Here is a 13,239-nt window from a genome sequence, read left to right on the forward strand (position 1 = left end):
ATCGTCAGCCAGCCTTCTGGCTGAGTGCGGCGGCGATCTGGGCGATTTCTTCGATGGCCGCAGCGAGTGTCTCCGCACCCTGCGCCTGCTGTCGCGCCGCGGTGCCCGCCTCGCCTGCTGCGGCATTCGCCAGTTCCGCCGCGTCGGCGATCTGACGCGTGCCACTGCGAATTTCGCGCACGGATCGAAGCACGTCATCGGCCGCGGCAAGCACCGCGTCGCTGACGCCGCCGACCTGCTGCAATTCGTCCGCGACCGACCGGAATCGATCCAGCACGGCCCGGTTGCGGCCGATCTCGACCTCCGCCGCGCCGACGACCTGCTCCAGGTCCCGGCGCGCCGTGGCGACCTGCTCCTGGATGGTGCGGACGATATCGGTCGCGCGCTCGGCGCTGGCGGCGGAATCGCGCGCCAGCTTGCGAATGTCGCCCGCCACCAACGCGAAGCCGTGCCCCGCTTCGCCGGCGCGTGTCGCCTCGACCGCACCGCTGACAGCAAGCATGTTGGTCTGGACCGAAATAAGGGCCAGCTGCCCGATGATCTTCTCGATCTCGCGCGCACTGCCGCGCAGCGACGCAAGAGCGTCCATCACGCCGCGAACTTCCGAAAGCCCGTCTTCTACCCCGGCCACCAGCCGACCGATCGTATCGCCATGCTCTTGGACACTCGACACGATGCCTGCGATCCGTTCGGCCGCCGCGGAGGCGCCGGCGCGCAGCACCGCCGCCGATTTCTCGATCTGGCCCATGGCGGTATCGGCCTCCATGGTCGATGCGGCCTGGATCTGCGTGCCACGCGCGATCTGTTCGAGCGCAACCTGGACCTCGCCGGACGCTCCCGACAACTCCTGCACGGTCGCGCTCAGTTCTTCCGCAGCTGCCGCCACCTGATCGACGGCGGCTGCATCGCTTCCATTGGCTTGCAGCGCCTGCACCAGGTCGCCAAGGGCATCTGCCGTCTGCTGGCTTTGCTCCAGGGAGGCGCTCTGCTGCTCGAGCGCCTGCTGCGCCTGCGCGGTTGCCGCTGACTGTTCCTCGGCCGCACTGGCAATCTGCTCGGCGCCGCGTTCCGCCTCGCGGGCTGCGCTCTCCGCCTCCATCGACGCCTGCACGATTTCCTGCGTCGTCGCACGCACGCCTGCCAATGCATCGCGCGCATCCCGCAGGCGTGATACGACCTCGCGCCCCGCAGCAGCCTCCGCATTTGCGAGGCGGGAAGCGGCACGCATCCGCTCGGCAATATCTTTTACCGCGATGGCAACGCCTTCGGCCAATTGCCGGACGTCGCCGGCACCCGCTTCCGAGGTCTCCGCGAGCGCCCGGACTTCATCGGCGACGACGGCGAACCCGTTGCCGGCTTCGCCTGCACGCGCGGCCTCGATCGTCGCGTTGAGCGCAAGAAGGCTGGTCTGATCGGAAAGATCGGCGACGCCGACACCGATGTCAGCGATCTCGCCTGCGACCATTTCCAACGCGATGACCGCATCGACGGTAGACAGCTGCCGCTGCGCATTCAACTCGATCGCTGCGACGGAAGCTTCAATCTGGCCGCCGACGTCCAAGAAGGCCGTTTGTACCGCTTCGATCTTGTGCCGCGCCGCATCGGCCCGCCCGCTGGCATCGCGGAAACTGGCATTGAGGGAAGTGATAAGCCCCAGCGACTCATACGCCGCACCCGCAGCCTCCTCCGCACTGCTCGCGATGTGATCCGCGGAGCGCTGCAGTTCACTGGCGGCGGCGGCGGCTTCGGCGATCCCGCTCGCAAGCTCCTGAACCGCTTGGTCCATGCCGTCCACCGCATTGGCAGGGCGTCGCGCTTTGCGTGTCGCTCGCGAAGCGGGAGGCACCGCAGATGGAGAGGATTGAGGCCCGTCGGCGGCTTGTCGGGCACGGTCCTCGGCGCGGGCGCTCAACGTCGATTTCTTCACCAGCGCCATGGGTCCTCCGAGCCGAATAGTGCCTGTGGCTATGCCTTTCCAAAGAGGGTTAAGCAACGTCCAGGGACTCGCCATGGCTCGGAGGCATAGCTGGTTGTTTCATCATGCTCGTAGCCCAGGCGCCGACGTGCGACGTTCAACAGGTTGTCCAAGGCCAGTCCCGATGTCAGGGGGAGCGCCGGGAACAATCATCAACCCCTTTTGACAACGCAAGGTAATCGCGATGCAATCCACTGATACGGATCGTATTCTTCGACTCAGGGCGGTACTGGCGCTGACAGGCCTCACGCGCTCCAGCCTCACCTTGTCCCAGAGCATCCAGATCAGCACCCGCTGCTCGGGGCGGCGCGCATCCGCCATCGACCGCGGGATTGACAGCCCCGAGACCCTTCAGCCCGCGTTGCATCCAGATCGATGAAGCGCCGAAATTCTACGGTTCAAACACCTGATCAAAGACATATTTCTCCACGGAAGAAAACGGATGACCCGCTGAGGATGGGGAACGCGGAAGCTCTCGTGGCATTGTGTCCCGGGTGAGGTTTGCAATATGAAGTCGGTGCTGATCGTCGAGGACGAAATCTTCATTGCCATGGAGATAGAGCGGATCCTGCAGGATGCCGGCTACACGGTGGTCGGCATTGCCGCCGATCAGCGGGAGGCGCTCGCTGCGGCCGCGTCGGCGGAAGTGGCTTTTGTCGACCTAAACCTGCGGGATGGGCCGACCGGGCCGGTCCTGGCAGAACAACTGGCGGAACGCTTCGGCGTGCGGATTGTCTACGTCACGGCCAACCCCAGCCAGATCGTGAAACCTGCGCCGACCGCGATCGGCTGCATCCGCAAGCCTTTCTCCGAAGACGCGATTCGATCGGCAGTAGCGATCGCAGCGCAGTTGGAAGCACCGCCCGTCGCCCATCAAGATATCATCAGGCTGTAGGGGGCTGCGGCACGCGGTTCAGCGCGGAGGCAGGCAGCGAGAGGTGCAGTCGCAAGCCTTCCACGGACCAATTCCGCTCGATCTGCCCGCCCAGCTGCCGAATGGCGCTAAGCTCGATCAGCTTGGTGCCGAAGCCTTCCTGCGCGGGTACCGCGACGGGAGGCCCGCCGCGCTCGCGCCACTCAAGATGGATGCGTGCGCCATCGGCCGCGATCTCGATTTCAACTTCGCCGTCGCTGGCCGAAAGCGAGCCATATTTGGCCGCATTGGTCGCAAGCTCGTGAAATAGAAGCGCCAGCGGCGTGGCGGAGCGGTCGTCGATGATGGCGTCGTCGCCCACGATCGTGATGCGACCCGCATAGGCTTCCAGCAAGTTGCCCAGCATGCCCGTCAGGCTATCCTGCACGGCGCTCGGCTTGGATGCCTCGCTGTGAGGGCGCACGAAGTCATGGGCACGACCCAGCGCCAGAATCCGCTCGCGCAGATCATTCGCGACCTCGGCCATCTCCGGATGGTGCCGGGTCGAGAAGCTGATCAGACCGCTGATCACCGAGAAAATGTTCTTGATCCGGTGGCTGAGCTCATGCGCGACGATTTCGCGCTGCACTTGGATCATCTTCTGGTCGTGGATATCGGTACACGTGCCGAACCAGCGCGTGATCGCGCCGCCGCGGTCGCGGATCGGCAGCGCCCGGCCAAGCACCCAGCGATAGACACCATCGGCATGCTTCAATCGATATTCGATCTCGTACGGCTCGCCGGTCTCCAGCGAATGCCGCCACGCGGACCACGCCCTGGGCTGGTCGTCAGGATGGAACATGCCGTTCCATCCTTCCCCGTCGGTGGAGCCGGACGGCACGCCCGTGAACGCATACCACTGGGCATTGTAATAATCGTGGAATCCGTCCGGGCGCGTCGACCAGACCATCTGCGGCATTGCGTCCGCCAGAATCCGGAATTTCGCTTCCCGCTCCTCCAATTCGCGGTCGGTGCGGCGCGAAGCGCGTCGGGCGCCGAGCAATGCCATGACGTTCGCGGCCAGGACGCGCAGGCCCTCCTGCTGCACGTCGGTCAAGCCCGTGCGCGGGGCGCGGTCGATGACGCACAGCGCGCCGAGCCGCCCCCCCTCCTCCGACACCAGCGGCGCGCCGGCGTAGAAGCGGATGCACGGCTCTCCCGTCACCAGCGGGTTCTCATGGAAGCGCGAGTCTAGCGTCGCATCGGGTACGACCATGATGTCCGTGCCGCGCATCGCATGGGCGCAGAACGACGTCTCTCGCGGGGTCTCGGCAACCTCCAGGCCGGTTCGCACCGGAAACCATTGCCGATCGCCCTCGACGATGCTCACCAGCGCGATCGGGGCCTCGCACAGTGCCGACGCGAAATCGGTGATCCGCGTGAGCTCGGCACTGCCGATCAGATCGGCCAGTCCGAAACTGCGGATCGCCGAGGCCCGTACGGTCTCGTCCGGGCCGCCATCACCCTCCAGGCTGTCGGTCATTTGCGGAACAATCTCTTCCAAATCGCACGACCGATGCATCAAGGACGTGGCATTGCTGCTGAAACAGCCTCGGCCGCGTGCCGCCGCAGGCGCCCGCAGCGCATGCGGCTGTCGGAACGTCTCAGATATCGTCGCCGAGCGCGCCCTTGACGCTGCCCTTCACGTCCTGCGCGGTGCCCTTGAGCTGCTGCGCCTCGCCTTCGGCGACGAGCTTGTCGTTGTCGGTCGCCTTCCCGATCGCTTCCTTGACGTTGCCAACGATCTTGTTGCCGGCAGCGTTGATCTTGTCGGTGAGTTCACCCACGGTAATTCCTTTCGGCAGGTCGGTTGAAACAGCCTGCATTCAACGGACTGACATAGGTCAAGTTCCTCTTCGCCGGCCCTGCCTTTGCTGAGACTGCGCAGGTGTGACGGACAGGCTCGTCCTGGATGACGAACCGACGTCAACGCGCTGGCACAGACACTTCCGACCGCGGTTCCAGAAAGCGGAGATATCGCGCTTGCGACCGAGGCGCCGGCACCGCGCCGAACAGATCGCGGCGCAGCGCATATCCGGCTTTCCGCGCGAGGTCATCGAGGTTGACGCACGCATCGACGTGCCATCCCGGCGCCCCCTGGCGCGCAGCCTGCACCGCCTCCCGCAGGCTTCCCGCGCTCAGGAAGCGATAGTCATGCTCTTCGCGCATTGCGCGCGTTGAATTGCGTCCAAGCTCCGCGATGAAGAACGATGTCCCGTCTCGCCGACTGTCCTCGGTGAGATTTTCTAGCTCCAATTCTATCCACCCGTCGAGATGGGCGGCACGCATCGCGCCGGCAAAGCGAACCTGGCATTCGAGAATCAGCTGCTCCTCGCTGGACGCGACCAGCGCATGGACCTCGTGACACTCGAACAGATTGCCGTCTCGCATGCCTCCGATTTCCACGAGGTAGAGCTTCATCCTTTATCCTTCATGCTTGCGTTCCGATGGCGCACACGACCTGCACGTTGGTGCAGGAACCTCCCAACTGTGAGCAGCGTTCCAGCAACCCTTCGAAGCGCAAAGCGCGAATAGAGGCTTTTCGTATCCATACCAAGGATCGCCACGACCCGGGCGAGCGCATCGCGATCGTCGGTGCCGGCGCCACCGGCACCTATGTGCTGCACGCCCTGCTCCGCAGCGCCGTCGCGCGCGAGATCGTCATGTTCGAAAGCAGCGACGCACTGGGCCCAGGCCTCGCCTACGCGGAGCATCTCAATGCGCCCCATGCGCTGTCGAACATCGCCGGGATCGAAATCCCGCCGCTGATCGAAAGCCTCAACGCGTGGGCAGTGCGGCAGCCTCCCGACAAGCTTGATGCCTGGGGCATCCGCACGTGCGCCAGCGACGACCGCGCCTTCTTTCCGCGGGTGGCCCTGGGTGCCTGGCTCGCCGATCAATTCGCCATGATTGTCGCCGGCAGCCCGGTGCCGGTTTGTGTGCAGCGGCACGCCGAAGTGGTGGACGTCGTCGCGATGCCGAAGGGCTGTCGGGTCGACTGGCGGGGCACAAACGGCCGCATCGTGCAGGACCAGTTCGACCGGCTGATCGTGGCGACGGGCTATGGCCCGATCGCGGCAACCACCCGCACCGGGGAGACCACGGCAGCCCTTGGACGGCCTCGGCAGACCGAACGCTTCGGGGTGCTGGGCTCGTCTCTGTCGGCGATCGACATGGTGACCGCGATCGCCACGGCGCGCGGCACGTTCGTCCGGCACGGTGATACACTGACCTATGTGGCCGAGCGCCCGTGGCGGGCAACCTTGCTCAGCCGGAACGGCCTGTTGCCGGAAGCGGATTATTGGTTCCCCCATCCCCTCCCCAGCTTGGAGGGGTTCACGCCCGAGACTGCGGCCGCAGTATTGCGGGCCGAAGACGGAGATCTGGACAGGCTGTTCGCCCAGTTCGTTGCGGTGCTGAGAAAGGGAGCGCCCGATTGGGCCGCGCATTTCGGTCTTGCCGAAGCGACTGCCGATGATTTCACGGATCGCTACTTCGCCGCCCGACATTCAAGCAATGCCTGGGATTATGCCCGCGAAAATCTGGCCGACGTGCGGCACTGGCATGCGCACCACGACACTCCCTTCTGGCGCATTGCGATCCTGAAGGCACACGAGGTGTTCGCCACGGTGATCCCGTCGCTGTCGGGAACCGATCTCGCCCGCTTCCATCGGGGCCTGAAGCGTGTGTTTACCGACAATTATGCAGCCGTTCCGCACCTTTCGATCGAACGGATCCTGGCGTTGCACGATGCCGGCTACCTCGAGGCGCAGGCGCTGGGCGACGCATATGACATCGCGCCGCAGCAGGATGGCACCTGTCTGGTCCTGTCTCCGAACTGGACCGGTACGTTCGACGAACTCCTCGACGCCCGCGGATCGCAGACGGCCGCGCTGAACCACTTCCCGTTCCCGACCCTGCGCCTTCAGCTATGTGCCAGCGCGCTGGAAGCGGATCAGGCATGGAGCAGCGGCCTCAATCCTGCAGGCGACCTCACGATGCGTGGGCAGGACTCCTCGCTGGAGCGCGTGCATCTTTGCGCGCTTCCCTTTTTGCTGGGCAGCCGGCCGTTCGTGCAAGGACTCGTGGAGTGCGCTGCCATGGCGGCCGCGATCGGAGATGCGATCCAGGAAGCACGCTGCTCGACAGACGCGGATCAGATCTCCGCTGCGGATCTACTGGATGTCCTGGAAAGGCCCAGCGTCATTCTCCCGGACGGAGCAGTGCTCTCGCTGGCAGGTTTGAAGCGAGGATGACAAAGCGATCCCGGCGCTTCACGAACGCCGGGCTTGCGCCTTCTCCGGGATGTGGAGACCAATGCGGCCTCGCTCGGTAAGGCCGCCATCGGGAGCGGCGCCGCCGGGCCGAGCGCGCATTGGGAGCATTGCGCGCCTGGACGGCATTCATCGATGCGAACAGACTGACTACCGCGTCCAGGGTACATGCGAAATCCTGGCGCTTGGTGTTAAGGTCGCCTTCGGTCATCAGCACCGACCATCGGGCTGATCCGGAGCAGTGCAGGCGCACGCATACCCCGTACGACGCTCGTCTTTCCGACGCCGGAGTGCACAATTTCTTCCGCCGCAATGCCCGCGGCCGGTGCGGCCTTGCGTTCCCACCCGAAGCCCCTCCGCCAGCGCATCAGCCAAGCGATAGGGAGCCCGCCTTTCGCCGACCTGCGCCAATCAAAAAGAAAAGTTAAATTATTTAAGTTGACCGCGTCGCTACTTTCATTTCAGATGAAGCCCGAGACGGCAAAAGCCGTCCGGACGGGGAGGAAAAGGTTGCATACCTGCAAAGGTATCCCGCCACTGCCTCCCATTGCCTGGGAGTTCGAGACATGGTGCAGTCGTTCCGCCTCCGTCGCAGCCATCTGCTTTGTGCAGCTTCCTTTCTCTGCCTTGCCGCTAGCGGAACGGCATTTGCGCAGGACAGCGCTTCAACCGCTGACAGCGCTGCCGGACAAGAGGGCGAGATCGTTGTCACCGGCATCCGCGCTTCGCAGGCCCGCGCGATCGAAGTGAAGCGCGAAGCATCGTCGGTGGTCGATGCGATCTCGGCGGAGGACATCGGCAAGCTGCCCGACGTAACCATCTCCGACTCGCTCCAGCGCATCACCGGCGTGCAGATCCGCCGCGATGCAGGCGAGGGCGCGGCGATCAACATCCGCGGCCTGCCGCAGGTGACGACGCTGCTCAACGGCGAAGCCTATCTCGGCGCCAATTCCATCACGACGATCCAGCCGAATTTCAACGACATTCCGTCGCAGCTCTTCTCGGGCGCGGACGTGATCAAGTCGACCACGGCGGACCTGCTCAATGCCGGCATCACCGGCACGGTCAACCTGCGCACCCGCCGCCCGTTCGACCTGAAGCGCGGCCTCACGCTCGCCGCGACCGCCGAGGGCTCCTATGGCGACAAGACCAAGAGCTGGGATCCCAATGTCAACGGCCTGGTCGGCTGGCAGAACGACCGCGTCGGCTTCATCGTTTCTGCCGCTTATTCGGACCTGAAGCTTTCTAATTCGCATAATGGCATCCAGGAAGGCTATGGCGCCGCGCTGCATAACGAGGGACTGGCCGATGCCACGAGCTGCGGCGGCTTCTCGCCCCAGGCGCCTGGCTGCACCGCCACCACGCGTCCGCGCGGCACGCCGGTCGCCGGGGGAATCGACGTCAACGGCGACGGTGACGCGAACGACACGTTCATCGTGCCGCAGGGCTTCACCGCCTGGAACCGCATCACCCAGCGCCAGCGGCTGGGTGTGAACGGCTCGTTCCAGGCAAAGCTCAACGACGCGCTGAGCTTCACCGCCGACGGCTTCTACACCCGCCAGACCCAGTATAACCGCACCGCCGGCATCCAGATGCAGAATGTGAACTGGCAGGCGGCGGAGTTCGTGCCGCTGAAGTCGCAGGATACCGGCGCGACCTCGGGCGGCTATCACGTCAACACGACGCAGGTGTACCAGTACGATCTCGGCAACTTCGACTCCTATTCCGAGACATATCGGTGGAAGTCGGAATCGCAGAACTACAATGCCGAACTGAAATTCGACAATGGCGGCAAGTTCCGCGCAACGCTGCGCGGCCTCTATGGCAAGGCCACGCAGAACCAGGACCAGAGCTACCTCCAGTTCAGCGTAAGCAACGGCATCCAGTGGCAGCCGGGCGGCATCGGCCATTACCCGGCGGCGATCGGCGGGGACCGCGCCTTCAATCCCGGCGGCTATACGGTGAACACGCTGGCCGGCCTCAACTCGCTGCGCGCCACCGTCGACTATACCGGCGACGAGCCCAGCTTCACCCTGCCGACCCAGCTGACCTCGCTGCTCGGCAACGCGGCCAATTATGCGCTGAAGACGATGTCGTCGGAGGACAATTATCGGCGCCGGGCGGATCTGAAGGTCGGTCGCTTCGATGCCGAATATGACATCAGCGACACGTTCAACATCACCGGCGGCATTCGCTACAGCGATCGCTCGGTCGACAATTACCAGTTCGAGCGCGTCGCGCCGGTCTATGCGGGCCAGGGCGCGAGCAATGCCGCCGGCTGTCTGGTCAAGTGGAAAGCGTTCGACGTCTCGGTCAACGACTCCACCTGCTCGGCGGGCGACGGCACGCGCTTCTATACCGCCGGCCTCACCCGCAAGGCGACCGATCCGGTGTTCAACGGCCAGGTGAAGCCGTACAACCTGCCGGGCAGCGGCCTGCCGGCGGTTTATGTCCTCGACCCGCACACGATGGACAATGCCGCGGCGTTCCAGAACGGCTTCTATCCGAACGAGCAGGAGCACCTGAATCCGGGCGCTTCCTACGATGTCGGCATTAAGCAGTGGTCCGGCTATTTCCAGCTGAACTTCAAGGACCTGGAGCTGGGCGGCATCACGGTGCGCGGCAATGGCGGCCTGCGCGTGATCAACACCAAGCTCGACATTCGCCAGAACGTGGTGGGCGGCCCGCTGCCCTATGGTTTGTCGAACCAGGACGGCGGCGACCTGCGCACCCAGCGCGAGTTCACCGATCTGCTGCCGGCGTTCAACCTGGCCTTCGACTTCACGCCGAAGCTGCGCCTGCGCCTTGCCTATGCCCGGACGATGACGCTGCTCAACCTCGACCAGTGGGGCGGAGGCCTGACCCCGGGCTATGCGATCGACACCTCGACGGGCCTGTTCCGCGTCACCGGCGGCAGCCAGGCGGGCAATCCGCAGCTGGATCCGTGGCGCGCGGACAATCTCGATGCCTCGGTCGAATATTATATCGGCCGCGCCTCGATGATCAGCCTCGCGGCCTTCTACATCGACGTGCAGAGCTTCATCCAGAACGGCATCATCTACCGCAGCGACCTGCCCGACAATGACGGCGTGGTGCGCAACCGGACGGTGCCGATCAACACGCTGGTCCAGGGCGCCGGCGGTACGCTGAAGGGTATCGAGGCGTCGTGGAAGCAGTCGCTGGGCGATATCGGCTTCATGCCGAGCTTCGCGCGCGATTTCGGCTATGACCTGAACTTCACCTATTCGCCTTCGACGACGGGCGACAAGGATCTGGCCGGGCAGGAGATTCCGTTCCAGGACAACTCGAAGTACCAGGCCAACGCCGCGCTCTATTATCAGGCGCACGGCCTCCAGGCGCGCGTCGCGTGGAACTACCGCTCCAAGCGCGCCGTGCAGTCGAACTTCGTCAACGGCCTGAGCGGCTCCGAACTCTACCAGGCACCGACCAATTATGTCGACGCGTCGATCAGCTACGACATCACGCCCAATGTGACGATCTACGGCCAGGGGCAGAACCTGACCGGCGAATATGAGAAATACTACATCGTCTATCCGGACGAGCGCGCATACAACAATATCTACGAGCGGCGCTTCATGGCCGGCGTGCGCGCGAAGTTCTGATCCTCATCTCTGAGGCGCCTCGGTCCCGTGCGGGCCGGGGCGTCGCTTGTTCCGAGTGCTTCCGCCGAACGCGGCTTGGCCCTAGGAAAAGAAGATGCGCGAAGCCGGACAACCCATTCGCTCGATCCTGATCGTCGGCGGCGGCACCGCCGGCTGGATGGCGGCTGCCCTGCTCGAGCGGCTGCTCGATCGCCAGCCGGTGACGATCACCCTGCTGGAGAGCCCCGACATCCGCACCGTCGGCGTCGGCGAGGCGACGGTGCCGGCGGTTCGCGACTATTTCCGCGCGATCGGTGTCAGCGAAGCGGAGGTGCTGCGCGAGGCGAAGGGCACCGCCAAGCTGGGCATCGAGTTCCGCGACTGGGCGCGGCCGGGCGACAGCTTCTTCCACCCTTTCGGGCTCTACGGGATCGCGTCGCGCGGCGTGGGGTTCCACCATTACTGGCTGAAGCGTCGCGCCGCCGGCGACCAGACGCCGCTCGCCGACTATTGCCTCGCCACCCAAATGGCGATGCGCGGACTGATCATGCCGCCGGCCGAGAACCCGCCCAACGATCTCGGCATCTTCGACTGGGCGGTGCATTTCGACGCGGGACTGTTTGCCCGCTTTCTGGCGCGCGTGGCTACCGGACGGGGTGTGCGCCACATTGAGGGCACCGTCGCGACCGTCGATCAGGACGGCGAGAGCGGCTTCCTCACCGCGGTGACGCTGCAGGACGGCAACCGCATCGAGGCGGACCTGTTCCTCGACTGCACCGGCTTTCGCAGCCTCTTGCTCAGCGGGACGCTGGGTGTGCCCACTATAGACTGGAGCCATTTGCTGCCGTGCGACCGCGCGGTGGCGATGCCCTGTGCGCACGGGGACGCCTTCACCCCCTATACGCGCAGCACCGCACTGGCGGCGGGGTGGCAATGGCGCATCCCGCTGCAGCACCGCGTCGGCAATGGCTATGTCTATGCCAGCGCACACCTCTCCGACGACGAGGCCCAGGCCGTGCTGCGCGGGCGGCTGGAAGGCGAGGCGCTGGCCGAGCCGAACTTCCTGCGCTTCACCACCGGGCATCGGGCGCGCGTCTGGGAGAAGAACGTCGTTGCGCTAGGGCTTGCGGCAGGCTTTCTTGAGCCACTGGAATCCACGAGCCTCACGCTGATCCAGTCGGGCGTGGAGCGGCTCGGCAACTTGATGCCCGATCGCGGCTTCGCGCCGGAACTCGCGGACGAGTTCAACCGGATCACTGCCCTCGAATATGCGCGCATCCGCGACTTCCTGCTGCTCCATTACTGGGCGAACGGGCGCACCGGCGAGCCGCTATGGGATGCATGCCGCGCGAACCCGCTGCCGGAGGAACTCGCGCACAAGGTGCAGCTGTTCCGCAGCCGCGGCGTGTTCGCCCGCTATGAATGGGAGTCGTTCCGCGATCCGAGCTGGCTGTCGATGTACGCAGGGTTCGACCTGCTGCCCCAGCGCCATGATCCGCTTGCCGACCATTTCACGGACGGCGAACTGGAAGGCGCATTTGGCCGGATGCGGGAGGCGCTGGGCCGCGCATTGGCACTGGCCGAGCCACACCGGACCTATCTCGAACGCATCGGCGCTATTGCATGAGCCAACTCGCCCTGCCGACGTTCGCGCCGATGCTACAGGCTTATGCCTCACCGAGGTGGAGCGCCCATTAGCCGCCGGCCTGCCTTCTAATCCTTTCGACTCCAGGCGATCAGCGCCTGCAAGGCCGTGGCAGTTTCCGCCGGGTCTCGCACACCCACGCTGTCGATGCCTGCGGCCCGCACCGGATCGTCATTGCCGCCGGGATAGATGGCGTCTCCGAAGAACAGGATCGACTCCCTCGGGACTGCTGCATGTTCGACGAGGCGATCGATGGCATATGCCTTGTCGACCCCGTCGCGGGTGATGTCGAGCGAGGTCGTGCCACCGATTCGGATCGAGAAACCCGGCAATTGCGCCGCGAGCTTGCTTTGCAGCGCAGTTCGCTTCACCTGATCGGGGTCCCACCGCTTCTTCGCGTCGACCGGCGCCTCCTGCCCGAGCGCCGAGAAGGTGATCTGGGTACCGCGATCCTCTATCTGGGGCCCCCATAGCCGCTCCGGTTTCAGTCCCGCATCGGCAACGGCACGCTCCAACGCCGTCAAAATCCGGGTGCGTTCGTCAGCCGTGAAGGATTCGGCGTAGATCTGCCGCCAACCGCCTTTGGCAAAGCGGTACAGCTTGGCGCCAGTGGTCGGCATGATGAACAGCCGCTCCAGCTTCGTACCTTCCGGCAAGCGCGCGATCACCTGCCTTTGAAACTGCTTCCAGTCCCCGCCGGAGATCACCGCCACCATTGCGATGTCGAGCAACGCCTTCAGGCACGCGGCCATGGACGGCTCGAGCGGCTGCTTGCTTTCGGCGAGCGTCCCGTCGAGATCGAAAGCAACCAACTGCTTCATGCCGCGCGC

At 64.9% G+C, this 13,239-nt stretch carries 9 protein-coding genes; 4 read left to right on the forward strand and 5 right to left on the reverse strand.

Going from position 1 to position 13,239, the window contains the following annotated elements; translation table 11 throughout:
- Positions 1 to 4 precede the first annotated feature (4 nt).
- Positions 5 to 1,936, reverse strand: coding sequence for a methyl-accepting chemotaxis protein (locus QZ670_RS12810; RefSeq protein ID WP_294255982.1), 1,932 nt, complete (start codon positions 1,934 to 1,936; stop codon positions 5 to 7).
- A 547-nt stretch (positions 1,937 to 2,483) separates the two neighbouring features.
- Between QZ670_RS12810 and QZ670_RS12815 the strand changes: the two genes are divergently transcribed.
- On the forward strand, positions 2,484 to 2,870 hold the full coding sequence (locus QZ670_RS12815; RefSeq protein WP_294255985.1) for a response regulator: 387 nt from the start codon (positions 2,484 to 2,486) through the stop codon (positions 2,868 to 2,870).
- Here the strand turns inward: QZ670_RS12815 and QZ670_RS12820 are convergent.
- From QZ670_RS12820 to QZ670_RS12830, 3 genes are all read right to left on the reverse strand, one after another.
- The gene (locus QZ670_RS12820) at positions 2,860 to 4,371 is read right to left on the reverse strand and encodes a PAS domain-containing protein (protein ID WP_294255989.1); all 1,512 of its coding nucleotides are present in this window, start codon (positions 4,369 to 4,371) and stop codon (positions 2,860 to 2,862) included. The genes QZ670_RS12815 and QZ670_RS12820 overlap by 11 nt on opposite strands.
- Positions 4,372 to 4,492: 121 nt before the next feature.
- Entirely contained in the window at positions 4,493 to 4,675 is a 183-nt protein-coding gene (locus QZ670_RS12825) for a CsbD family protein (RefSeq protein ID WP_294255993.1), read from the reverse strand.
- Positions 4,676 to 4,814: 139 nt separating this feature from the next.
- Entirely contained in the window at positions 4,815 to 5,309 is a 495-nt protein-coding gene (locus QZ670_RS12830) for a hypothetical protein (RefSeq protein ID WP_294255996.1), read from the reverse strand.
- 26 nt (positions 5,310 to 5,335) lie between these two features.
- Between QZ670_RS12830 and QZ670_RS12835 the strand changes: the two genes are divergently transcribed.
- From QZ670_RS12835 to QZ670_RS12845, 3 genes are all read left to right on the forward strand, one after another.
- Positions 5,336 to 7,144: an FAD/NAD(P)-binding protein gene (locus QZ670_RS12835; RefSeq protein ID WP_294255999.1), complete on the forward strand. Its 1,809-nt coding sequence runs from the start codon at positions 5,336 to 5,338 to the stop codon at positions 7,142 to 7,144.
- Between the two features lie 584 nt (positions 7,145 to 7,728).
- Positions 7,729 to 10,785 carry a TonB-dependent receptor gene (locus tag QZ670_RS12840; RefSeq protein ID WP_294256001.1) on the forward strand — a complete coding sequence of 1,019 codons (3,057 nt, stop codon included), beginning with the start codon at positions 7,729 to 7,731 and terminating at the stop codon, positions 10,783 to 10,785.
- Positions 10,786 to 10,879: 94 nt separating this feature from the next.
- Positions 10,880 to 12,391: a tryptophan halogenase family protein gene (locus tag QZ670_RS12845; RefSeq protein ID WP_294256003.1), complete on the forward strand. Its 1,512-nt coding sequence runs from the start codon at positions 10,880 to 10,882 to the stop codon at positions 12,389 to 12,391.
- An 86-nt stretch (positions 12,392 to 12,477) separates the two neighbouring features.
- Here QZ670_RS12845 and QZ670_RS12850 read toward each other — a convergent pair whose 3' ends face one another.
- Positions 12,478 to 13,230, reverse strand: a complete 753-nt coding sequence (locus QZ670_RS12850) for an HAD-IIB family hydrolase (protein ID WP_294256005.1) — start codon at positions 13,228 to 13,230, stop codon at positions 12,478 to 12,480.
- Between the last annotated feature and the right edge of the window lie 9 nt (positions 13,231 to 13,239).

Origin of the sequence: uncultured Sphingomonas sp. (assembly GCF_913774285.1) — a bacterium.
Lineage (GTDB): Bacteria > Pseudomonadota > Alphaproteobacteria > Sphingomonadales > Sphingomonadaceae > Sphingomonas.